The organism is Elusimicrobiota bacterium (assembly GCA_016722575.1).
In the GTDB taxonomy this organism is placed as follows: domain Bacteria; phylum Elusimicrobiota; class Elusimicrobia; order FEN-1173; family FEN-1173; genus JADKIY01.
This window is the reverse complement of the sequence record JADKIY010000002.1, coordinates 977,665-1,000,356: the sequence shown is the minus strand read 5'-3', so window position 1 is coordinate 1,000,356 and position 22,692 is coordinate 977,665. Positions and strand designations below refer to the sequence as shown.

Below are 22,692 nucleotides of genomic sequence, written 5' to 3'. Positions count from 1 at the left end.
CCGCCGGGGCGCCCGGAGGTCCCATGCCGGAATCCATTCGGGAAGTCCTGGGTTTGGGCAAAGTCCCTCCCCAAAACACGGAGGCCGAAATGGCCGTCCTGGGGAGCATGTTGATTGAAAAAGAGGCCGCTCTTAAGGCCTTCGACATGCTCCGGGAGGGGGATTTCTATTCCCCCACCCATCAGATCGTTTTCGAAGCCATTCGAACCCTCCACGATCAAAACGTGGCCGCCGACATTATCACTGTCGGCGACTACCTCCAGCACAACAACAAACTGAACGAGTCGGTCAGCCGGGCGACCCTGATCCAGCTGACGAACCTCGTTCCCTCCGCCCTCAACGTCGAGCACTACGCCCGCATCGTTCGGGAAAAGTCGATTCTCCGCAGCATGATCGACATCGCCAAAAAGGTGTCGGGCAATTGCTTCGAGTCCGGCGACGAGGCCCAGAAGTTGTTGGACGAAGCCCAGCAGATGTTTTTCGAGCTGGCCCAGGCCCGGTCCACCAAGGGCATGACGGCGGCCAGCGTTCTGATGCAGGGCGCCATTTCCACCCTGGAGAAAATGGCGGAGTCCAGCAAGCTGGTGACCGGCGTGGCCACGGGGTTTGCGGAGCTGGACAAGATGACCTCGGGCCTTCAGGCGGCCAACCTGGTCATCATCGCGGGCCGGCCCTCCATGGGCAAAACGGCTTTCTGCCTGAACATCGCCGAGCACGTGGCGTTGAAAGAAAAACGGCCGGTGGTGTTCTTCTCCCTGGAAATGAGCGAGCAGGAAATCGGGCTCCGCCTCCTCTCCAGCCAGGCGCGCATCAATTTGCGGAGCGTGCGGGAGGGCTTTTTGTCCCGGAAAAGTTGGCCCAACATCACCAACGTGGCCAGCCAAATCGCCGGAGCGCCGTTGTATTTCGATTTTTCCACCAGCCCCTCCATTTTGGACATCCGCAGTTCCGCCCGCCGCTGGGCCCACGAACTCCGCCACCGGGGCAATCCCCTGTCTTTGATCGTCATCGACTACATTCAACTGCTTCACGCTGGGGGCGCCGTGGAAAGCCGCCAGCAGGAAATTTCCGAAATTTCCCGGTCCATTAAGGCCCTGGCACGGGAATTGCAAGTTCCCGTGATCGCCCTCTCCCAGCTGAACCGCCGTCCCGAGGACAAGGGGCGCGAAGGCCGGCCCCAACTGTCGGATTTGCGCGAATCGGGGGCCCTGGAACAGGACGCCGACGTCGTGGCCGCCATTTTCCGGGAGGAAGTCTACCGGCGGGACGATCCGGACCTCAAGGGGAAAGCCAAATTGTTCGTGCTCAAACAGCGCAACGGCCCCATCGGCGACATCGATTTGAATTTCCTTTCCGATTACACCAAGTTTGTCGATCCCGCCCGCGAGGGCGAGGAGTTTTAGTGTCGTCTCCGTCGCGGGGCGCCCCCGCGGCGCTGCCCGTCCTTCCGTCCTACGCCGCCGGTTCCCTCCGTCCCACCTGGGCGGAAATCGATCTCAACGCCTTCCGATTCAATCTCAAATCCCTGGCGCGTTTTTTGCCCCGGCGGGTGTCGATCATGGCCGTTCTGAAAGCGGATGGGTACGGCCACGGGGCCCTTCCCCTGGCCCGGGCCGCGGCCCGGCTGGGCCAGAAAATCCGCCTTTGGGGGTTCGGGGTGTCCAGCGTGGAGGAAGGGTTGGCCCTTCGCGCCGGGGGCCTTCGGGAACGAATTCTGATTCTGGGAAGCCTTTATCCCTTCGAAAGTTTGGACGCGGCCCTGGCCGGCCGCTTGACGCCCACGATTGGTAGCCGCGGCGCTGCCCAGGCCTTGGCCTACCGGGCCCGGCGGCTCGGCCGCCCCGCGGAATGCCACGTGAAAATCGATACGGGCATGGGGCGGATCGGCATGGCCCCGGCCACCGCCCGGGAAGCCCTCGGTCTTTTTCAAGCGAACCCGTTTTTGCGCGTGGAAGGCGTCTACACCCATTTGGCCTGCGGGGATTCCGCCCCCGAAACGGCCCAGCAGCTGCGGGCTTTTGAAGAGGCGCTCGGCGGCCTTCCGAGCCGCCCCCCCTGGGTCCACGCCGCCAATTCCGCCGGGGCCCTGGGCCGGCCCGCCGCCCGCTACGATTTGGTCCGGCCGGGAATCGCGCTCTTCGGCGTGCCTCCGTCGCCGTCCTTGGGGAAAATCCTTTCCCTTCGGCCCGTTTTGTCCTGGAAGACCCGCGTCGTTTTTGTGAAAATGATTCCCAAGGGCACCCCGGTCAGTTACGGGTGGACTTGGCGGGCCCGACGGCGGTCGCGGATCGCGACCCTCCCCGTGGGTTACGCGGACGGCTACCCCCGGAATCTCTCCAACCGGGGGGAAGTCCTGATCAAGGGCCGGCGCTGCGCCGTGGTGGGGCGCGTGACCATGGACCAGATTTTGGTGGACGTCACGGGGCTGCGGGGCGTGGACGTGGGCGAGGAGGTCGTTTTGATCGGCCAGCAAGGCGGGCAAAACATATCGGCGGCGGACGTGGCCCAATCCGCCGGAACGATCCCCTACGAAATTCTTTGCGGCGTGTCCAAGCGCGTGCCGCGCCTTTACCGGGAGACCCCGTGAAACCGATCCGCGTCACCTTTCAGATTTTCTCCCGGCAGGTCGTGGATCTTTCCGAGACCGTGGGGAGCGTCATCGTGTTGCTGCGGAAAACCGTGCGGACGATTTTCACGACCCGCCTGGACACCAAAAACGTCGTCGCCCAGATGTACGAAATCGGCTACCAATCCTTCGCGGTCACCAGCCTCACCGCGCTGTTTACGGGCATGGTGCTCGCCCTTCAAACCGGATTTTCCTTCAAAAAAGTCTTCAACGAACCCCTCTACGTGGGGACCGTGGTGGGGTTGTCGCTCTTAAAGGAACTGGGCCCCGTCTTAACCGCCGTGGTGGTGGCGGGCCGGGTGGGGGCCGCCATCGCGGCCGAAATCGGGACCATGAACGTGACCGAGCAGGTGGACGCCCTTTTCACCCTGGGCACCAACCCCGTGCGTTATCTGGTCGTGCCGCGCTTCCTGGCGTGCCTTTTGATGGTGCCGCTCCTCACCGTGTTCGCCGATTTGATCGGCATCGGGGGCGGGTATCTGGTCGCCCATTTCCGTCTGGGGATTCCCTCCTCCACCTTTTGGGACGAAATCAACGCCATCGAATTGGAGGACGCGTTTCACGGGTTGATCAAGTCCCTGGCTTATGCTCTCATAATAGTCACGACGTCCTGTTACAAAGGGCTCAAAACCTCCGGCGGCGCCGAAGGGGTGGGCCGGGCCACGACCAGCGCGGTGGTGGTCAGCATGGTTTTTATTTTGGTCAGCGATTACTTCCTGTCGGCGCTCCTGGTGTCCCTGGGCATCGGCTGATGATTCGGCTGGACAACGTCCACAAGGCCTTCGGGGCCAACCGCGTCCTGCGCGGCCTCTCCCTGGAAATCCGGGACGGGGAGACCCTGACCATCATCGGGGGCTCGGGCACCGGAAAAAGCGTGACGCTCAAGCTCATGGTGGGTCTGTTGCGGCCGGACCAGGGCCGGGTGATCGTCGACGGCCAGGACATCGCCGGGATCGGCGAAGACGCCCTGGCCGAGGTTCAGAAGAAATTCGGCTTTCTTTTTCAGGGCGCGGCCCTGTTCGATTCGCTCACCGTGGCCGAAAATGTACTTTTCGGGGTCCGGAACCTGAACCGCAAATCCCTGGGCCGGGCGGACGAACTGGTGGAGCGGAGCCTGGGTTTGGTGGGGCTCAAGCCGGAAGTGGCGCGGCTGAAACCCGCGGAGCTTTCCGGCGGGATGAAAAAGCGCGTGGGATTGGCCCGGGCCATCGCCCACGAGCCGGAATACATTTTGTACGACGAGCCGACCACGGGGCTGGACCCCATCATGTCGGACGTCATCAACGATTTGATCGTCAACATTCGGGAGAAGCTTAAAATCACCTCCATCGCCGTGACCCACGATATGAAATCCGCCTACAAGATCTCGAACCGCATCGCCATGATTTACGAGGGGCGCCTGGTCTCCGTGGGCACCCCCGCGGAAATTCAGGCGACGACGGACCCCGTGCTCCGCCAGTTCATCACGGGCTCCTCCCACGGCCCCATTCAGATGCCCGTCAAGGCCTACGTCTGATGGCCCTCACCTCCGAATCCAAAGTCGGGTTGTTCACCCTGGCGGGGCTTTTTGTCTTCGCCGCGGGCATCTTGATCCTGGGGGATTTCCACGTTCGAAGCCGCTACCCCCTTTACGTCTATTTCGACGACGCGGGGGGCCTGCCGAAAAAAGGACCGGTCAAAATCGCGGGCGTCGAAGTGGGACAGGTGGACACCATCGATCTCGTGGGGCCCCGGGCCCGCGTGCGCATCGAACTTCGGGAAGACGTGTCGATTCACCAAGGCGCCCGGGCCCACGTGTCCTCGACCGGGTTGATCGGGAGCAAATTCCTGGACCTCAATTTAGGGGATCCCGCCGCCCCGGTCCTTCAACCGGGCGACACCTTGGAAGGCGACCCCTCCTTGACCTTTGATGAAATCATGACCAAACTGGGGGATTTCCTCAAGGAAGACCCCAAAACCGGCGCCGTGGGGGAAAACCTCAAGGCCACCCTCGCGAATTTCCGAAAAGTTTCCCAGGCGCTGGCGGACTCCCTGGGCGAACAGCGGGCCGAAATGACCGAAATCGTCCAAAACATCCGGGACGTTTCGGCCCACGCCAAGCGCGTGGCCGCGGACATGGCCGAAATCACCACGGACCACAAAGAGGACATCAAGGTCGCCTTGGCCAAATTCCGATCCGTTTCCGAACGGTTGGACGATTTGACCGCCCGGGTGCAGAGCGGCCAAGGCCTTCTGGGCAAGCTGGTCACCGATGAAAAGATGGGCGACGAATTGAAGCAGACCATGGCCAGCGTCAAGCAGGCGACGAAAGATATGGAGACTTTCACCGGCCGGGTGTCCCGCATCGAGGTCTACTGGGATTACCGTCATCGTTACGATTTTGAGGACGACAAGTTCCGGGCGGATTTGGGATTGCGCTGGGTTCCGCGGCCGGGCAAGTTTTACTACATCGCCGGCAACAACCTGGGCCGCCGGGAAGACCGGAAGGCCGATCCCAACGCCGATTTGGAGCGACGCAACACCGTCACCGCCGTCATGGGCAAGGATTTCGGTCCCCTGACGCTTTACGCCGGCGCCATCCGCTCGGCGGGGGGCGTGGGCGCCCGGTTCCGCCCGTTGCCCGCTTCCTCGGCCTGGAACCGCCGCGTCGAAGTGGAAGGCGAAGCCTACAATTTCGGACGGGACGAAACGGTTCGCGGGGTCAAAATGGACAAGCCGGTCTACAACGCCGGCCTGCGGGTGAACGCGATCGCCCCCTGGGTGTGGGTCGGCGGGGGGGTGGAGGATTTGGCGGTGCGCAAAAACGTCAACGCCAACGTGAACGTTCTCTTTAAGGACGAAGACATCGCGTTTCTCTTCGGCCTCGTCAACATCGCGCGATAAGAAAGGCGATCATGCTGCACGAAGCCCGCATCTATTCTTTGGCCAACGTGGGTGGCCAGTGCGTTTTGGTGTTGGAGGAAACCGAAGGCCCCCGACTTCTCCCGGTGTGGATCGGGTTGTACGAAGGGGGGTCCATCGGAATGGCGCTGGCCGGCCAAAAATTTCCCCGGCCCCTGACCCACGACCTTTTTCTGGACGCCCTGGAGCGTCTGGGGACGACCCTCGAGAAGGTCGTGGTGACGGACCTGCGCGACAGCACTTTTTTTGCGGAAATCCATTTGAAACGGGACGAGGAGCGGCTGGTGGTGGACGCCCGCCCGTCGGATTCCATCGCCTTGGCGGTCCGGCGCAATTGCCCCATCTTCGTGGCCGACGAGGTGTTCGAGGCGTGTCCGGAACTCCTGAAGCCCATTTCCGAGGAGGAAGTGCAGGAGTTCAAGAAAAGCCTTCAAACCATGAAGCCCGAAGATTTTTTTAAAGATTTAAAAAAACCCCAGGACCCCGAGGCGGGCGGCGAAGAGCCGAAAAAATGACCCCCCGCGCGCGGTCGGCCCGCCGGTGAAAACGAAAACGCGGGTTCTGTTCGTCTGCGGCGATTGCGGGGCCGACACGCCCAAGTGGGCCGGACAATGCCCCGCCTGCGGGCAATGGAACACCTTGGTGCAACGGAAGGACGCGCCGCCGGCGGCGGCGCCCCGCCGACTCACGGAGTTTTCGTCCCCGGTGATGTCCCTGGCCGACACGGCCGTCCTCACGGCGGAGCGGCGGTTGACCGGCATCGGCGAATTCGACCGAATTTTGGGCGGCGGGTTGTGGCCCGGCTCCCTGGTTTTGCTCGGGGGCGCTCCGGGGATCGGCAAATCGACGCTGATGCTCCAGGTGGCGAATCAATTGGCCCGGCCGGATTTTCCGGTTCTCTATGTTTCGGGGGAAGAGTCGCCGGATCAAGTGAAAGGGCGGGCGGCGCGTTTGGGCGTCCGCAACCCGGCCCTCTTTTTGGTGGCCGAAACGGACCTCACCAAGATTCTCGAAGCCGTGGAGGAAACGCGGCCCGGCGTGTTGGTCGTCGATTCCGTCCAAACCGTTCACAAGCCCGACGTGGCCGGCGCCCCGGGCGCCGTGGCTCAAATCCGGGAATGCGCGGCGGAGCTGCTTCACCTGGCCAAGGGCCGGGGCATCGGTGTTTTCCTCCTGGGCCACGTGACCAAGGAAGGGGATTTGGCGGGGCCCCGGGTGTTGGAACACATGGTGGACACGGTCCTTTATTTTGAAACCGAGCGGCAGGACATTCACCGGATTTTGCGGGCCGTCAAAAATCGGTTCGGCCCCACCAACGAGATCGGCGTGTTTGAGATGACGGGAACGGGGTTGGCCGAAGTCAAAAATCCCTCGGCGCTCTTCTTGGGGGACCACGCGGGGGCCGCCCCGGCGGGCACGGCGGTCTTGGCCGCCCTGGAAGGCACCCGGCCGCTCTTGGTGGAGGTTCAGGCCCTCACCTCTCGAACCCTTTTCGGCATGCCCCGACGCCAGATGTCCGGGGTCGACTACAACCGGACGTTGCTCCTGGTGGCGGTGTTGGACAAACGGTGCGGTTTTCACCTGGATTCCCAGGACGTCTACGTGAACGCCACCGGCGGTCTGGACGTGCGCGAACCCGCCGCCGATTTGGCCATTTCGGCGGCCATCGCCAGTTCTTTTTTGGATCGTTCCATCCCGGCCAAGACGCTTTGGCTGGGCGAAGTGGGGTTGAGCGGCGAATTGCGCCCCGTCGCCCAGACCGCGGAACGGTTGAGCGAGGCCGCGCAGTTGGGATTCTCCCGCGTGATCATGCCCAAAGCGCGGGGGCGCGCCCTGGAAGCGCCCAAAGGGTTGGACGTGCGGGCCGTGGCGACCTTGTCGGAAGCCTTGGCGCAGGCCGGTCTTTCGGCCCAATGATTTTATTATCCTAATCGGGGGGGGTACTCCGTGCTTATCAACATCATAAGGGGCTTGGTCATCGTGATCGGGCCCATCATCAGTTACACTCAGATTTCCCATGATTCCAAGGGAATTCTGATCGGCGTCGGCGTCGCGCTCTTGGTCATCGGCGCCGAAATTATCATTGAACGGGTGGCGTTGGACGCGCTTATTTCGGCGGTGATCGGCGCGGTGTTGGGGTTGGTGACCGCGCAACTGCTCAATTGGGTGACGTTTCAACTGGGGAGCGACAAGGTGTTCGCCTTCGCGCAGAAGGGGTCCCTGATTTCCCACTTGGTGCTGTCGTATCTCGGCATGGTGTTGTTCGTTCGGAAACGGTCGGAATTGGAACTGTTGGACCGGGATCTGATCGTCAAAGGGGCGAAGAAAAAAGCGCTGGCCACCCACTTGGTGGACACGTCGGTCCTCATCGACGGCCGCATCGCCGACATCTGCGAGACGAAATTTATTTACGGGACGCTGGTGGTTCCGCGCTTCATTCTGCAGGAACTTCAGGCGGTGGCGGATTCCTCCGACGGGGCCAAGCGGGCCCGGGGGCGGCGCGGCATGGACATTCTCGCGCGGCTTCAGGAAAACCCGGAGGTGCCGGTCCGCATTTTTGATAAAGATTATCCCGACATCAAGGAAGCCGATTCCAAGTTGGTGGCCCTGGCCAAAGACCTGGGCGCCAAGGTGTTGACGACGGACTTCAACCTCAACAAAATCGCGAGCCTCCAGGGCGTCACGGTGTTGAACGTCAACGATCTGGCCAACGCCTTGAAGCCCGTGGTGCTCCCCGGCGAAGTCATGAACGTCTTCGTGCTCAAAGAAGGCAAGGAACGGGACCAGGGCGTCGCCTATTTGGACGACGGGACCATGGTGGTCGTGGAGGAAGGCCGTCGCGCCATCGGGCAAAAGGTTCACGCCACGGTGACGTCCATTCTTCAAACCTCCGCCGGGCGGATGATTTTCACCAAAATGTCCCGGGGCCACGCCGAGCCGGCCGCCGCCGCGGAACGGCCGGCCACGCCGGCCCACCCGGATCTGTAAAGCCCCATGCCGGTTGGCGCGGTCCTCGTGGCCGCGGGCCGCGGTCGCCGCTTCGGCGGCGGCGGTCCGCCCAAGCAATTTCGCTCCCTGAACGGGCGGCCGCTGTTTCATTGGCCGCTCCGGGCCCTGGAGCGTACCCCGGCGGTGACCGCCATCGTGATGGTGGTCCCCCAGGACCGCCGGCTCTGGACCGACCGCTATCTTCGCCGCGCCGGGTTCAAAAAAGTGATCGCGGTCGTGCCGGGCGGCGCCGAACGGGCGGATTCCGTTCGGGCCGGTCTCCGGGCGCTGCCGGGCCCCTGCGACCTCGTTTTGGTTCACGACGCGGCCCGGGCCCTGGTCACGCGCCCCGTGATCGACCGCGTCATCCGCGCCGCGCGCCGCACCGGGGCCGCGTTGGCCGCCTGGCCGGTGCCGGACACGATCAAAGAGGGCGTTCAACGCGCCGGGCGCTGGTCCGTGCGTCGCACGGTGCCCCGCACGGGCCTCTGGCTGGCCCAAACCCCCCAGGGATTTCGCCGCGCCGAAACCCGCGCGTTTTTTGAGGTGACCGGCCCCCTGACCGACGACGTTCAAGCCGTGGAGCGGGCGGGGCGCCCGGTGGAAATCGTTTTGGGGTCGGCCGATAATTTCAAAGTGACGTTGCCCGAGGATTTCGATCTTTGCCGCCGGGTCTTGATCGCCCGGAAGGACCGGTGAGTCCCGTGCCGGCCCGGTCCGCGGTCCCGACCGCCGTGGGATTCGGCTACGACAGCCACCGTTTCAAAAAAGGCCGGCCGCTGATCCTGGGCGGCGTGCGCATTCCCCACGACCGCGGGTTGGACGGACACTCCGACGCGGACGTCCTGACCCACGCCGTGATCGACGCCTTGATCGGCGCCGCCGGCCGGGGCGACATCGGAACGTGGTATTCGGACCGGGACCCGCGCTTCAAGAACGCCGACAGTTTGAAGTTGCTGGCGGACGCCCGCCGGCGCACCGTCCGTTCCCACCACGTCGTGAACGTTGACGCCACGCTGCTCGCCGAAACGCCCCGTTTGGGTCCCTACAAAAATCGCATCCGCGCCCGTCTGGCCCGGGCCCTGGGCGTGCCGCCGTCCCGCGTGAACGTCAAAGCCAAGACCAACGAGGGGATGGGCTTTGTCGGCCGCCGGGAGGGGTTGGCGGCCCTGGCGGTCGTCGCCTTGGCCCCCCGGTCCCGCCCGTGACTCCCCGTCCGCTCCGCTTCCACAACACCCTCACGGGCCGCGAGGAAAATTTCGAGCCGCTGACGCCGGGGCGGGTTTCCCTGTACGTCTGCGGCGTCACGCCCTACGACGAGTGCCACCTGGGCCACGCCCGTTGCTACGTCACTTTCGATTTTGTCCGCCGTTGCCTCGAGCGCTTGGGCTACGCCGTGACCCACGTCCAGAATTTTACCGACGTGGACGACAAGATCATCCGCCGCGCCGCCGAGCGGGGCGAGACGCCCGAGGCTCTGGCGGAGCGATACATCGCCGACTACTTCGACAAAATGGACCGCCTCCGGGTTCAACGGGCCGCGATTTACCCCCGGGTGACCACGCACGTTCCGGCCATCGTCGCTTTCATCGAGCGGCTGGTCGCCAAGGGCCTGGCCTACCCCCGGGACGGCGACGTTTACTACGCCGTCCGGAAATTTCCCGCCTACGGCCGGCTGGCCAAACGCTCGCCGGACGATCTTTTGTCGGGGGCGCGGGTCGAGGTGGACGCCCGGAAGGACGATCCCCTGGATTTCGCCCTCTGGAAGGCGGCCAAACCCGGGGAACCGTCGTGGCCCTCTCCCTGGGGGCCTGGGCGCCCGGGATGGCACATCGAATGCTCCGTCATGAGCCTGGCCAATCTCCAAACGGAAACCTTCGACATTCACGGCGGCGGACAGGATTTGATTTTTCCGCACCACGAAAACGAAATCGCCCAATCCGAAGGCGCCACGGGAAAAACCTTCGCCCGCTACTGGATCCACAACGGGTTCGTCACGGTCCATAAAGAGAAAATGTCCAAGTCCCTCGGCAATTTTTTCACCCTGACGGACATTTTCAAGCTTCACGCTCCCCGGGTTGTCCGCTTTTTCCTGCTGAGCCACCACTACCGGGGCCCCTTGGAGTTTTCCGACGATTTATTGAAGCAGGCGGCGGAACGCCTGGCCGAAATCGACGAAGATTTCCGGCGGCTGGAAGCGGGGCTCAAGACCCCGCTGACGGACAAACCCAAGAACGGCAAAACGTTGGAAAAAACCCTGGCGGAATTTCCCGAACGGCTGAACGACGCCTTGGCCGACAATTTTAATTCGCCCCGAGCCCTCGCGGTGGTGCACGACCTGTTGGGCGAGCTGAAAACGCGGTTGGAGACGCCGAAGGCCCTTTCCACCGAGGGGCTCCGCCGGGGCGTCGCCCTGTTGCGGGACGCCTTTGAACAGGTGTTGGGGATCGAATTGTCGGCGGCGGCGGGGGAAGCCGACGGGGACATTCAAGCCCTCGTGAACCAACGAACCGCCGCCCGCAAAAGCAAAAATTGGCCGGAAGCCGATCGCCTGCGCGACGAGCTCGCGCGCCGGCGCATCGTCGTGGAAGACACGCCCCAGGGACCTCGCTGGTGGAAAACGAACTGACGTCGGATTTGGTGTGGGGTCGTCACCCGGTGGCCGCCGCGCTCACGGCGGGTCGGGTGAACAAGCTGTGGATCCTCCGGGGCGCCTCGGGGTTGGAGGAAGTGCTTCAAGCCGCCCGGGATTCCCGGGTCGTTTTTCAATGGGTGGACCGGCAGCGCCTGGACGGTTTGACCGCCGGGGCCGTGCACCAGGGGGTGGCCGCCCGGGTCTCCGCCCACGAATACAAAACCCTGGACGATTTGTTCGCGGCGGGGCGGCCCTCGCCCCTGTTGTTGTTGGACGGCGTGACGGATCCCCACAACCTGGGAGCGATTCTTCGAAACGCCGCTTTTTTCGGGGCGCGCGGGGTGGTGATTCCCCGCTGGCGCTCGGCCGGCATGACGGGGGCCGTGGACAAGGCTTCGGCGGGCGCCGCGGGCCTGGTGCCCCTCGTTCAGGTCGCCAACATCGGGCAGACGATTCTGGAGCTCAAGAAAAAAGAGTATTGGGTGTACGGCGCCGACGCCGCCGGCCGTTCCTGCGCCACCTTTGATTTCGCCCAACCGGTCGCTTTGGTCATCGGAGCCGAAGGAACCGGATTGCACCGATTGGTGCGCGAGCGCTGCGACGATCTGATCGCCGTCCCGGGGGAGGCCAAAGTGCCTTCCCTGAACGCCTCCTGCGCCTCGGCGGCCCTCCTGTACGAGCTTTATCGTCGGCGGGGAGCCGGGGCGTGACCGTTCCACCGGCGGCGCCGGCCCCGCGTCGACGCGGGGTTTTCTTTTTGGCCGCCGTGTTGTTGGCGGGGATTCAAGCGGCGGTCCTCTGGTCCTGGTTGCGGTGGGACACCCGTCTTCCCGAGGAAAGCGCCGCGGGCCTTTTGTTGGAAGCCCGCCGGGTGGAAACCGATCTGCGGGCCGGCCGGCTGTTCGATTGGTTGGAAGCTCGCCCCGGGGGCGCGTCGTGGCTTTCCCCGCCGTTGGTGCCCGCCCTTCTGTCGGTCGGATTGTCGCTCGGGCGATGGCTCGGGGTGGACGCCGCCGACGCCGCCGTGTTCGTCGTTGGATTCCTCTCGATCGTTTTCCTTTCCGTCGGCGCCTACCGATTCGCTTTTCCGGTCGGGGGGACGGAAGCGGGTCTCGCGGCCGCCGTCCTCGCCTCCACCTTTCCGCTTTTTTTGATCGGGACCCGTCGTCCGGCCCCGGACGCGGCCCTGGCCGCCGCCGTCGTATACGCGCACGGTCTTTGGGTGGCGAGCGACGGGTTTTCCCGCTTTCGCCGCACCGTGGCTCTCGGAGTCGCCCTCGGGGTGGGGGTCCTCGTCCGCTGGACTTTTTTAATATATGTTTTTCCCATACTGGCCGCGGCGGCCGGAACGTTTTTTCTCCAGCGAAAAAACAAACGGCGCCTTCTCCTGGGCTTTCTGGCGGCGGCGGCGGTGGGCGGCCCTTGGTATGTTTTAAACGCCACCGTCCTGATCCCCGCCGGGATTTCCTTTTTCCGGAAAGGGGGCGCGTCCGGGATTTCCCCGTCGGTTTGGTTCCTATCGCCCTCCCTTTGGCCCGGCGCCTTCGCGTGGTTCCTCGCCGGCGGGGCCGGTTTGGCCTGGGCTCTTTTTCGAAAACGTCGATTTGCGGGCCGGCCCCTGGCGTGGCTTTTGACCGGTCTGGGCGCGGCCGTCGTGTGCCCTTTCCGGGAGGCGCGCGTTCTCGTTCCGGTGGCGCTGGTGCTTCCGGTGGCCGCCGCGGCGCTGCCCTTTCACGTCCCCGCCGTTTTGGCGGCGGGCGCCCTGTCCGCCACCGCGTGGACAACGTGGGGACCGGCGTCCCCTCTTCGCGCTTCCCCGGAGGCCTCGGCCCTGGATTCCATCGTGGACCGCCTGCGGGAACGTTTGCCGTCCGGCGATACGCCCCCGGTTTTAACCTTGGTCGCCCGCGACGCCCTCTTGAACGAACGCTCCCTGGCGTGGCTCCTGGAGGAGCGCGGCTTAACCAATCGGATTGAAATACAGACCCGCCTGGACCGGCTGGGCCAATTCGCCGAATTTCTCCTTGTGAAAACCGCCACCGCCCCGGCGGTGGGAAAGCGGGAACCCTGGGAGGTCGCCCGGGACGAAGTCCTCAACCCCGTCGGTTGGTTTCGCCGGGGTTTCAACGAAACGGGTCGCTGGCCTCTGTCGGAGGGCGCGTCGGCGGTTTTGTTTCAACGGTCGACCCAAAGCGTTTTCCTGGAAGGCCCGTCGGGCCTGGCCGGAATCCTTCCCACGCTGGCCGACGGCATTTCTCTGGAAGGGTTCCAGGGGTCCCTGGAGCCCAGTCTGCGTTATCCCGGCCAAACCATGTGCCGTTTGTCCACGGACCGCCTGACCGTCGGGGCGTGGTCCATCGGCGGGGTTCAATTGCTTTTGGACGGCCTTGTTTTGGCGCGGGACGACGCGGGGCAGCCGCGCCTCCTGGACCTTCGCCGATTGGAATTGGTGTCCGCGCGTTGGTCCGCGGCCGACGCGGAGCGCCTTCTGGCGTCCCAGGCACCGGTCCTGCGCGACGCCCGGGTTCGATTTTTGGCCGACAACCGCGTCGAAGTGAGCGGGCGCTGTTGGGGGGTTCCGCTTCACCTTCGGGCGGCGGTGGAGGCGACGTCGGTCCCGGGTCCGGCCCTGGAGGCCCGGGTGGAACGCCTGGAATTGGCCGGGGTTCGTCTCCCCGTTTTGGCCCTGGGGCCCTGGCGTCGGCGCCGTTTGGCTCTGACGCCCGGGGGACGGTTGCCGGTCCGCGTTCGGTTTCCCGCGTTGCGCACCGTCCCCGCCGACGAATCGGGCGGAGGCTATTTGGAATGGGGGGCTCCATGACGTCAGCGGAATTGTCGGTGATTGTTCCGGTGTTTAACGAAGAACGGGTCGTCGATGTGTTTCATCGGGCCCTGGCCGAGGCGCTGAACGGCCTGGGCATCGCGACCGAAATCGTTTACGTCAACGACGGGAGCGTTGATGGAACCGCCGCCCGGCTGGACGCCTTGCGGGCGGCCGATGGCCGGGTGCGGATTGTGGAACTTTCGCGAAATTTCGGCCACCAGAGCGCGCTGGCCGCGGGACTGTCGCGGGCCACCGGCCGGGCGTGCGTTTTTATGGACGCCGATCTTCAAGACCCGCCCGCCCTATTGCCGCGGATGGTCGAGCGTTGGCGCGCCGGCGTCGAGGTGGTGTACGCCGTGCGCCGCGACCGTCCGGGCGATTCCTTTTTCAAGCGATGGACCGCGCGGCTTTTTTACCGGGGACTGGGTTTAATCGCCGGGGTGCCTCTCCCGGCGGACGCGGGGGATTTTCGCCTATTGGATCGACGGGTGGTGGACGCCTTGAACGCTTTGCCCGAGCGCCATCGCTACTTCCGGGGTTTGGTGAGCTGGGTCGGGTTCCGGCAGGAGGGGGTTCCCTTCGACCGCCCGGCCCGGGCCGCCGGAGAGACCAAATTCACGCTGTGGAAAATGATCCGGTTCGCGGTCGACGGCGTGACGTCGTTTTCCCATTTCCCGCTCCGGTTGGTGACGGTGGCGGGGTTCGCCGCCTCGGGCGGAAGCGCGGTCCTCCTGGGCTGGGCGTTTTACGTTAAATTCGTCGCGCACCGGACGGTTCAGGGGTGGACCTCCTTGATCGCCGTCGTCCTTTTATTGGGCGGGGCGCAGTTTTTGGCATTGGGAATCCTCGGGGAATATCTCGCCCGGGTGCTGGACGAAGCCAAGGGACGTCCCCTCTTCCTCGTGCGACGCGCCGTGGGGTTCGGCGAGGATTCGACAGACGCCGCGCCCCGGTCTTGACCCGGGGCGGAACTCCCCCTACACTTGGGGGGAACCGATCGGGGTCGCCCCCGGAACATCGATGGAGGAGTTCTCGTGCCGCTTCAGTTGACCACGTCGTCGCCCCAGGAATTGTCGCCCGAAGATCTCGCCCCCTTTAAAGAAACATTGCTGGCGTATCTTCGGGCCCGCAACGCCCAAACTCGCCAACAAGTGGATTCCAACCTGCACATCACGGTGGGCGAGAAGATTCCCCTCTACACCTTCACCCTTCAGGTCCTGTTGGAATCCCGCGGGCCCAAACCCGAAAACGTGACCAAGGCCCTCCGGCAGGTGCCCGAAAAAGACCGGCCGGCGGAAAACGTGCTCCCGCCGGCGCCCCCCAAGGACACCAACGACCTCTGGCAATTTTCGACCGAACCGCGCCCGGATTTTTCGGCCTACGAAAACACCTACTTCGTTCCGAACACGTTGCAGGTACGAGAATGCAACGATTGTTTTCAGCGGGGCGAAACGGGATGCAAGCAATGTTTCGGCAAAGGGGAGGAGGCCTGTCAAAACTGCCTGGGCTCCGGCACCCAATCCTGCTTGTATTGCAAAGGGCTGGAAAAAGTCACCTGCATCCGCTGCGGGGGCGAAGGCCGAATGACGGCGGGCGGCGTCCAGGGCGTGACCCGGGCGGCCCGGTGCGACGCGTGCAGCGGCACGGGCAAATTCCCCTGCACCCACTGCAAAGAGGGCAAGGTGCCTTGCGCGGTCTGCAACGGGGGGGGGAAAGGGCCCTGCAAAAAATGCAACGGCCAGGGAAAAATGGCCTGTCCGACGTGCCTGGGCGACAAGAAAATCGTGGTGGGATTGGCTTTCCAAGCCGATTTCAAACCGTTTCAGGTTTCCGTCAAGGGGCTGGCGGTGCCCGGCCCCCGGGAAGCCATGGAGCTGGCGGCCCCCACCGTCCAGCCCGTGGGGGAAATTGCGGTCTCGGCGGACGAGCCCTTTGAAAAACAAGTCCAAAATTTGGAAGCGGGGGTCCACGGCCGGGCCACGTTGCAGCAATTGTCGGAGAAACTTCGGGCGCGGTTGTCGTCGAACACCCGCGCCGTGAAATACCGTTTGGAGGTGGCCGAAGGCAGCGTCGTTCGCGTGAGCGGTTACTGCGCCGGGCAGGAATTTTCTTTTTGGATGGCGGCGGGCCGCCCGGAGATCATCGCCGAGAAAGACCCCCTGTCGTCCCTCAGCAATTCCGTCGCCGTGGCGGCGGAGGAGGCTCTCGGGACCGGCGACTGGAAAAAAGCCGCCGATCTCGCCCGGGAAACGTTGTCCTATTCGCCGGGGCACCTCACCGCGTTGGCGATTTTATCGGATTGGCGGAAAAAAGTGTTTCGGGAGTGCCTGGTCGCGGTTTGCGTTTCGGCGGCCTTCGGCGCCGTTTTTTTCTCCTCGTTGATCCTCCGCGCGGAGAAGGGCCTGCACAAAACCGGCGCCTTGTTCCAGGTGTCGGCTCTTCAGTTCGCCGTGGCCTTGGCCGTGGGCGTTGTGGCGTTCCCTTTTCTGCTTCGCCTTTACACGATCAAAGTCCGTTGGCCGGCTTTGGTCGGGGTTCTGGCGGCCGGGCACTTCGCCTACTGGATCGCCGTTCAATGGGTGTTGGGCTGGAACCCCGTTCGAACGGCGGACCAGGCGTCCCTCAACCGCGAATTGGCGGAACATTTTAAATTCGGGGTGGCCAAGGTGTTTTACGAACCCGACTTGCTCTATCTGCAGGGGTTGTACAAGACCTACAAGGGCAGCGAAGCGGACTTGTCGGATCTTCAGGCCAATTTGGACAAGCAGTTGGATTTAAAAAAAGCGCACGAGCACGACCAGAAGATGTTCAACGCCAAAATCGCCGAGGTCGCCTCCTCGGGCTTGCCGGCGGCGAAGAAACAGGAACGGTTGCAGGAATTGAAGACCTACTACAAGCTGTTGAACGTGGATCTTTCCGCCGCGGACGACGCCTTGGACTCGGTGGGCGAGGACGTGCGGCGGGCCACCACGGCCAGCAACACCAAGAGAACCCGGATCACGATCATCGCCCACCCCAAGCGGCGGGCCGCCGTGGGGTCCAATTTGCGGGCGCGGCCGGCGTCCAAACCACCGGCCAAGAGCCCCCCCCCGGCCAAACCGGCGAAAAAAAACGCCGTTCGGGGGGACCGGCGTCTCGAATTTTAACTTCGTTCCGAACCGAAATCAGGAATCGGCGGACGGGGCCGCCGCGCCCAGGGACGGGATCGCCACGTTCGGGTCCGCGTCCGCCCCGTAATCCACGCCCGGAAAACCGAAGCCGAACAACTTAAAGAAATCTTCCCGGTAACCCGCCAAATCCGCCAGTTGTTCCACGTTGTCCGCCGCGGCTTTTTCCCAGAGGGCCGCGACCTCGGCCTGGACGTCGGCCCGCATTTCCCAATCGTCCACCCGGATGCGCTCGACTTCGTCGGTGGGCGGCGGGTCCGCGGCGTAGAGATGTTCCGTGAACAGCCGGCGCATTTGCTCGATGCAGCCTTCGTGCAGGCCCTTGTTTTTCATCACCCGGAACAACAGCGAAATGTAAAGCGGCATGGCCGGAATGGCGGCGCTGGCCTGGGTGACCAGGGCTTTGTTGACCGAGACCACCGCGCGGCCGCCGATCAAGCCCAGCCGTTCTTCCAGCCGGTGGGCCGTCAATTCCAGGTGTTCCTTGGCCCGTCCGATGGTCCCTTGGCGGTAAATGGGGGCGGTGATCTCGGGGCCCGCGTAGGAGTAGGCGACCGTGACGGCGCCCCGGGCCAGGACGCCCCCGTGTTGAAGGGCGTCGATCCAAAAGGCCCAGTCTTCGCCGCCCATGACGTGGACGGTGTTTTCAATGTCCGCCACGGTGGCGGGATCCAGGGTGACTTCGGACATTTGGCCGTTTTGGAAATTGACGGTTTTGGAGGTGTAGGCCCGGCCGATGGGTTTGAGGGCCGAGGTGAAGACGACGCCTTCCCGGGGGTGCGTTCGTCGGGGAGAGGCCAGGCTGTAGATCACGAGGTCCACGGGGCCGAAATCTTTTTTAAGGGCCGCGACGGTCTGCGCTTTTAGCTCGTCCGAAAAGGCGTCGCCGTTCAAGCTCACGGCCTTGAGCCCCGCGGCGTGGGCGGCGGTTTCAAAAGCGGCGGTGTTGTACCACCCCGGCGTCGCGGTGCGCTTCCCCTCGGCCGGCTTTTCGAAGAACACCCCGAGGGTGTTGGCCCCGTAGCCGAAGGCCGCGGCGATCCGGCTGGCCAATCCGTACCCCGTGGAGGCGCCGATGACCAGCACGTTTTTCGGGCCCGCCAAGCGGCCGCCCCGGGACACGTGCTCGATTTGAAGCGCGACGTTTTTCGCGCAGCCCGCGGGGTGCGCCGTGAGGCAGATGAAGCCCTTGGATTGGGGCTCGATGATCATGGGTCTTAGCCTTCCTCTTCTTCCTTCTCGGTTTTTCGCCGACGGCTGTGGTCCAGCTCTTTTTTCCGAAGGCGGATGTTTTTGGGCGTGATTTCAGCCAATTCGTCCTCTTCGATGTACGCCATGGCCTGTTCCAAGCTGAAGATCCGCGGGGGGATCAGCTGGATCAAATCGTCGGACCCCGCGGCGCGCATGTTCGTGAGGGCCTTCTTTTTGCAGGGATTGACGACCATGTCGTTTTCCCGGGCGTTCTGGCCCACGATCATGCCGGCGTAGATGTCGGTGCCCGGGGCGACGAACAGCACGGACCGCGCCTGAAGGCTTTCCAGGGCGTAGGACGTGCCCAACCCGGTTTCTTTGGCGATCAACACGCCGGCCAGGCGCCGGGTCACGACGTTGGATCGCGGAATGTAGCCGTGAAAACTGTGGTGCATCAAGCCCGTGCCCTTGGTCTGGGCCAGGAATTCGGATTTGAAGCCGATGAGCGCCCGGGCGGCGATGACGCCTTCGATGCGCAGGCGCGTGCCCCCGCCTTCGGCGTGCATGTTTTTGATGTCCAATCCGCGCTTGCCCAGATTCTCCATGACCGCGCCCTGGTAGGATTGCTCAATGTCCACCACCAGATATTCCGCGGGTTCCAGGGTCTTGCCGTTCTCGGTTTTCAAAATAACCTGGGGCCGGGACACGGCGAGTTCGAAGCCTTCCCGCCGCATGGTTTCAATCAAGACCGACAAGTGCAGTTCGCCCCGGCCGGACACTTTAAAGGTGTTTTGCGTCAGTTCTTCGACGCGGAGGCCGACGTTGGTTTTGACTTCCTGTTCCAATCGCTCGCGCAGGTGGCGCGAGGTGAGAAACTTGCCGTCCCGGCCCGAGAAGGGGCTGTCGTTCACCATGAATTCGATGGAAAGCGTGGGTTCGTCGATCATCATGGGGGGAAGCGCCACGGGGTTTTCCGCGTCGGCCACCGTGTCGCCCACCCGGGCTTCTTCCATGCCGGCGATGGCCACGATGTCGCCCGCGTAGGCTTTTTCGATTTCCCGGCGTTCCAGGCCGAAAAAGCCGTAGATCCGGGTGGCCCGCATGGGAAGGGCGCGGCCGTCGTTTTTCATCAACATCACGGGCTGGTTGCGGGACACCGTCCCGGCCAGAATCCGGCCGATGGCGATGCGCCCCACGTAAGAACTGTAATCCACCATGGTGGTCAGCATCTGCAGGGGGCTGTTGGGGTCGGCCACGGGCCCCGGCACGTGCCGGAGAATGGTTTCGAACAGGGGCTTGAGGTCCGTGGTGGGGTGTTTTAGATCCAGGGTGGCCCAGCCGTTTTTCCCCGAGGCGTAGACGATGGGGAAATCCAACTGATCTTCGGAGGCGCCCAGGTCGACGAAAAGATCAAAGGTGTTGTTCAGGGCTTTGGCCGGATCGGCGAAGGGGCGGTCGACTTTATTGATGACCACCACGGGTCGAAGGCCGAGTTCCAGGGACTTCCGGAGCACGAACCGGGTTTGGGGCATGGGGCCGTCCAGGGCGTCGATCAAGAGCAGCACCCCGTCCACCATGGTCAAAATGCGTTCGACTTCCGATCCGAAATCCGCGTGGCCGGGCGTGTCCACGATGTTGATGCGGGTTTCGCCGTATTGCACGGAGGTGCACTTGGCCAAAATCGTGATGCCCCGCTCCCGCTCCTGGGGGTTGGAGTCCATGAGGCATTCCTGGGCCTGGTCGGCCTTCACCTTGAACTCGCCCGTCTGACGGAACAGCGCGTCCACCAAGGTCGTTTTCCCGTGGTCGACGTGGGCGATGATGGCGATGTTTCGCACGTCGGGGCGTCGAGGCGCGCCGGTGTCCTTCGGTGTGACGGTTTCCATTTTTTCCATAAGTGTGGTTTCCATATAGGCAAAATCCGACCCCGGGGTCCGATGCGTGGACCGCTTCAACCCTGTGCTTCGATGAGGGGAAAAGGGGGAGGGTAAACTCCGAACAACGAGGTCATATTATACCACAAGTCCTTGTTTTTTCGTTTAATTATCTTCCACCCATGGCCAACGTCTTCCATTTGATGAACCCGTCCCTGCGCAATTTGCCCCGGGTGAAGCTCGTGACCAAAGTCACGCGCGGCATGGCCCCCTGGGCGTTGGTGGCGCGCCAACACCCCCACCACACGGAAACGTTGTTGGATTGGGCGGTCAAAACGGGCGTCACCCGGTTGGTGGTTTGGGGCGGCGACGGGACGTTCCACCGGGTCGTCCGGGGCCTTCGGGACCGGGACGCCTTGGGCAAAATGGAATTGGGCTTGGTCCCCATGGGCACCTGCAACGACCTCGCGCGCCGGTTGGGCCTTTCCTGGGAATGCTGGGGGCGATGGGAAACCCAATCGCCCCAGGGCCGGCTGGCCTCTTTGAGCCTCGGCCAAATGTCCTGGCGCGCCCAGGCCGACGCGGCTCATCCGGACGGAACGGAAATTTTCATCAACAACGCCGGTTTCGGTCGGCCGCGGAGTTCCTTTAAGCGTAAGGACACCCCCTGGCGGGTGCTTCGATCGTTCAAACCTCTCGCCGTCACCGTGCGGTGGGGCGACGGTCATTTGAGCGCCCGGGCTTACTTCGGATTGGCCGCCCTGGGGCCCTATTTCTCCGGCGGGCTTCATTTCGAAAAGGATCTGTCGCCCGAGGACGGCGTCCTGCGTTTCTATTTGGTGCCGGCCCGTTCCAAAATCCGCCTGGCTCTGCGTTTGGCGCGGGGGCGCATGGGCGCGCCGTTGTTCGACGACAAAGTGACCAAGATCACCGCCTCCCGCCTCACGATCGAGTCCGAATCGCCCCTGTGGCCCCAGTCGGACGGCGAGCCTCCCGCGGCCAAGGCCGCCCGCCGGGTGGATTTTGAATTGCTGAAACCCCGGGTGAAGTTGTGGGTCACCCATTAAGAGAGCGCCGTGATCCGCGCCTATCTGGACGTTGAGACCGACGAGCGCCACGCGCTCACGGTTCTGGGCGTTTTCCGACCCGATCGGGGGCACCGGCAGTGGATTCGTCCGAATTTTTCGCGGACGGAATTGCTGAATTATTTGACCGACGTGGAGCTGCTCATGACCTACAACGGGGCCCGGTTTGATTTGCCCCTGGTCCGGGATCAATTGGGAGCGGATTTGGTGAGGCTGTTTCGGCACCGGGATTTAATGCTGGACTGTTGGGCCCAAAATCTGTACGGTGGACTCAAGAAAGTGGAACAACGACTGGGCATTCACCGGGACACCGAAGGGGTGGACGGCTGGGCGGCGATTCGTTTGTGGCACGCCCACCGGACCGGGGACGCCGACGCGTTGGATTTGCTGTTGCGCTACAATCGGGAAGACGTTGAAAATCTGGAAGCGCTGGCGCGGAAGCTCGGGGTTCTCCCCGCGCCCGCCGCCGCGGGAGGACGATCGTGACCGCCACACTCTTGGATGGAAAAGCCGCCGCCGCGCGCGTGTTGGAGCGCGTGACGGAAAAAGCCCAGGCCCTCAAAGCCCGGGGCCTCCCCGCGGGGATGGCCACGGTGCTCGTGGGGGACGACCCCGCGTCCCATATTTACGTGGGTCAAAAAATCAAGAAGTGCGAGGCCGCCGGGATGGCCTCGATTCACGTGCCGTTGCCATCGACGGTGAGCGAAACCGATTTGCTGGCCCAGGTGGACAAACTCAACCGGGATCCCCGGGTGCACGGCATCATCGTTCAATTGCCCCTGCCCAAAGGCCTGAACGCCGAACGGGTGCTGCTGGCCTTGGATCCGTCCAAAGACGCGGACGGACTCCACCCGTCGAATCAGGGCCGCTGGGCCCAGTTGAAATCCTGGAAGGACGTGCTGGCCTCGGGCATTCCGCTCCCCTGCACGCCGGCGGGCGTCATGGAGTTGCTCCGCCAAAACGACGTGTCCGTCGCCGGGAAACGCGCCGTCGTGGTGGGCCGCTCCACCTTGGTGGGCAAGCCCATCGCCTTGATGCTCTTGGCCGCGGACGCCACGGTGACGATGGCCCATTCCCGCACCGCCAATTTGCCCGAAGTGTGCCGCTCGGCGGATATTTTGATCGCCGCCATCGGGCAGGACCGGATGATCAAAGGCGATTGGGTGAAGCCGGGCGCCGTGGTGGTGGACGTCGGCATGAACCGTACCGCCGCGGGGCTTTTCGGCGACGTGGATTTCGCCGCGGCCCGGGACCACGCGGGCGCGTTGACGCCGGTGCCGGGCGGCGTGGGCCCCATGACGGTGGCCCTGTTGCTCTGGAACACGGTTTTGGCCGCGGAGCGCGCGGCCCGCTGATTTCGGGAACGAATTTTTCTTCGGAGAGTTCCCTGGAGAGAGGAGA

At 63.8% G+C, this 22,692-nt stretch carries 20 protein-coding genes; 18 read left to right on the top strand and 2 right to left on the bottom strand.

The features are described from left to right. The first annotated feature begins 23 nt into the window (after positions 1-23). From dnaB to IPP68_08165, 15 genes are all read left to right on the top strand, one after another. Positions 24-1,403 (top strand): replicative DNA helicase, encoded by a 1,380-nt coding sequence (gene dnaB, locus IPP68_08235; protein MBL0350348.1) that lies wholly within the window; start codon positions 24-26, stop codon positions 1,401-1,403. 32 nt (positions 1,404-1,435) lie between these two features. Continuing rightward, positions 1,436-2,587, top strand: coding sequence for an alanine racemase (gene alr, locus IPP68_08230; protein ID MBL0350347.1), 1,152 nt, complete (start codon positions 1,436-1,438; stop codon positions 2,585-2,587). A gap of 5 nt (positions 2,588-2,592) precedes the next feature. After that, positions 2,593-3,378 (top strand): ABC transporter permease, encoded by a 786-nt coding sequence (locus IPP68_08225; protein MBL0350346.1) that lies wholly within the window; start codon positions 2,593-2,595, stop codon positions 3,376-3,378. After that, positions 3,378-4,142, top strand: a complete 765-nt coding sequence (locus tag IPP68_08220) for an ABC transporter ATP-binding protein (GenBank protein MBL0350345.1) — start codon at positions 3,378-3,380, stop codon at positions 4,140-4,142. The genes IPP68_08225 and IPP68_08220 overlap by 1 nt, the downstream gene beginning before the upstream one ends. Continuing rightward, positions 4,142-5,509 (top strand): MCE family protein, encoded by a 1,368-nt coding sequence (locus tag IPP68_08215; protein MBL0350344.1) that lies wholly within the window; start codon positions 4,142-4,144, stop codon positions 5,507-5,509. Before IPP68_08220 ends, IPP68_08215 begins: the two co-directional genes overlap by 1 nt. Before the next feature lie 11 nt (positions 5,510-5,520). Further along, entirely contained in the window at positions 5,521-6,042 is a 522-nt protein-coding gene (locus IPP68_08210) for a bifunctional nuclease family protein (GenBank protein ID MBL0350343.1), read from the top strand. A gap of 25 nt (positions 6,043-6,067) precedes the next feature. Continuing rightward, on the top strand, positions 6,068-7,444 hold the full coding sequence (radA, locus tag IPP68_08205) for a DNA repair protein RadA (GenBank protein ID MBL0350342.1): 1,377 nt from the start codon (positions 6,068-6,070) through the stop codon (positions 7,442-7,444). 336 nt (positions 7,445-7,780) lie between these two features. Beyond that, on the top strand, positions 7,781-8,515 hold the full coding sequence (locus IPP68_08200) for a TRAM domain-containing protein (protein ID MBL0350341.1): 735 nt from the start codon (positions 7,781-7,783) through the stop codon (positions 8,513-8,515). A 6-nt stretch (positions 8,516-8,521) separates the two neighbouring features. Then, a complete protein-coding gene (gene ispD / locus IPP68_08195) occupies positions 8,522-9,214 on the top strand; it encodes a 2-C-methyl-D-erythritol 4-phosphate cytidylyltransferase (protein MBL0350340.1) in 693 nt (230 codons plus the stop codon). Positions 9,215-9,219: 5 nt separating this feature from the next. Further along, positions 9,220-9,723 carry a 2-C-methyl-D-erythritol 2,4-cyclodiphosphate synthase gene (locus IPP68_08190; protein ID MBL0350339.1) on the top strand — a complete coding sequence of 168 codons (504 nt, stop codon included), beginning with the start codon at positions 9,220-9,222 and terminating at the stop codon, positions 9,721-9,723. Next, positions 9,720-11,144, top strand: coding sequence for a cysteine--tRNA ligase (locus IPP68_08185; protein ID MBL0350338.1), 1,425 nt, complete (start codon positions 9,720-9,722; stop codon positions 11,142-11,144). Before IPP68_08190 ends, IPP68_08185 begins: the two co-directional genes overlap by 4 nt. Further along, complete coding sequence (gene rlmB, locus IPP68_08180; GenBank protein MBL0350337.1) at positions 11,126-11,860, top strand: 23S rRNA (guanosine(2251)-2'-O)-methyltransferase RlmB; 735 nt, start codon at positions 11,126-11,128, stop codon at positions 11,858-11,860. Before IPP68_08185 ends, rlmB begins: the two co-directional genes overlap by 19 nt. Next, positions 11,857-13,971: a glycosyltransferase family 39 protein gene (locus tag IPP68_08175; protein MBL0350336.1), complete on the top strand. Its 2,115-nt coding sequence runs from the start codon at positions 11,857-11,859 to the stop codon at positions 13,969-13,971. Before rlmB ends, IPP68_08175 begins: the two co-directional genes overlap by 4 nt. Then, positions 13,956-14,933 (top strand): glycosyltransferase family 2 protein, encoded by a 978-nt coding sequence (locus IPP68_08170; protein ID MBL0350335.1) that lies wholly within the window; start codon positions 13,956-13,958, stop codon positions 14,931-14,933. The genes IPP68_08175 and IPP68_08170 overlap by 16 nt, the downstream gene beginning before the upstream one ends. Positions 14,934-15,008: 75 nt before the next feature. Further along, positions 15,009-17,120, top strand: a complete 2,112-nt coding sequence (locus IPP68_08165; protein MBL0350334.1) for a hypothetical protein — start codon at positions 15,009-15,011, stop codon at positions 17,118-17,120. A gap of 18 nt (positions 17,121-17,138) precedes the next feature. Here IPP68_08165 and IPP68_08160 read toward each other — a convergent pair whose 3' ends face one another. Together IPP68_08160 and typA are read right to left on the bottom strand one after the other, a co-directional pair. Beyond that, positions 17,139-18,353 carry a trans-2-enoyl-CoA reductase family protein gene (locus IPP68_08160; GenBank protein ID MBL0350333.1) on the bottom strand — a complete coding sequence of 405 codons (1,215 nt, stop codon included), beginning with the start codon at positions 18,351-18,353 and terminating at the stop codon, positions 17,139-17,141. Between the two features lie 5 nt (positions 18,354-18,358). Continuing rightward, complete coding sequence (gene typA / locus IPP68_08155) at positions 18,359-20,218, bottom strand: translational GTPase TypA (protein MBL0350332.1); 1,860 nt, start codon at positions 20,216-20,218, stop codon at positions 18,359-18,361. A gap of 170 nt (positions 20,219-20,388) precedes the next feature. Here typA and IPP68_08150 point away from each other — a divergent pair, with 170 nt between their 5' ends. The 3 genes from IPP68_08150 to folD are packed head-to-tail and all read left to right on the top strand — an operon-like array spanning position 20,389 to position 22,646. Next, on the top strand, positions 20,389-21,273 hold the full coding sequence (locus IPP68_08150; GenBank protein ID MBL0350331.1) for a hypothetical protein: 885 nt from the start codon (positions 20,389-20,391) through the stop codon (positions 21,271-21,273). A gap of 9 nt (positions 21,274-21,282) precedes the next feature. Then, the gene (locus IPP68_08145) at positions 21,283-21,777 is read left to right on the top strand and encodes a ribonuclease H-like domain-containing protein (protein ID MBL0350330.1); all 495 of its coding nucleotides are present in this window, start codon (positions 21,283-21,285) and stop codon (positions 21,775-21,777) included. Beyond that, positions 21,774-22,646 carry a bifunctional methylenetetrahydrofolate dehydrogenase/methenyltetrahydrofolate cyclohydrolase FolD gene (folD, locus tag IPP68_08140; protein ID MBL0350329.1) on the top strand — a complete coding sequence of 291 codons (873 nt, stop codon included), beginning with the start codon at positions 21,774-21,776 and terminating at the stop codon, positions 22,644-22,646. The genes IPP68_08145 and folD overlap by 4 nt, the downstream gene beginning before the upstream one ends. Positions 22,647-22,692 lie beyond the last annotated feature (46 nt).

Coding starts and splice junctions, on each gene's coding strand:
- IPP68_08150 (MBL0350331.1), top strand. CDS start 20,389: ATGGCCAACGTCTTCCATTTGATGAACCCGTCCCTGCGCAATTTGCCC.
- ispD (MBL0350340.1), top strand. CDS start 8,522: ATGCCGGTTGGCGCGGTCCTCGTGGCCGCGGGCCGCGGTCGCCGCTTC.
- IPP68_08170 (MBL0350335.1), top strand. CDS start 13,956: ATGGGGGGCTCCATGACGTCAGCGGAATTGTCGGTGATTGTTCCGGTG.
- IPP68_08220 (MBL0350345.1), top strand. CDS start 3,378: ATGATTCGGCTGGACAACGTCCACAAGGCCTTCGGGGCCAACCGCGTC.
- IPP68_08215 (MBL0350344.1), top strand. CDS start 4,142: ATGGCCCTCACCTCCGAATCCAAAGTCGGGTTGTTCACCCTGGCGGGG.
- dnaB (MBL0350348.1), top strand. CDS start 24: ATGCCGGAATCCATTCGGGAAGTCCTGGGTTTGGGCAAAGTCCCTCCC.
- IPP68_08200 (MBL0350341.1), top strand. CDS start 7,781: ATGGTGTTGTTCGTTCGGAAACGGTCGGAATTGGAACTGTTGGACCGG.
- typA (MBL0350332.1), bottom strand. CDS start 20,218: ATGGAAACCGTCACACCGAAGGACACCGGCGCGCCTCGACGCCCCGAC.
- IPP68_08210 (MBL0350343.1), top strand. CDS start 5,521: ATGCTGCACGAAGCCCGCATCTATTCTTTGGCCAACGTGGGTGGCCAG.
- IPP68_08160 (MBL0350333.1), bottom strand. CDS start 18,353: ATGATCATCGAGCCCCAATCCAAGGGCTTCATCTGCCTCACGGCGCAC.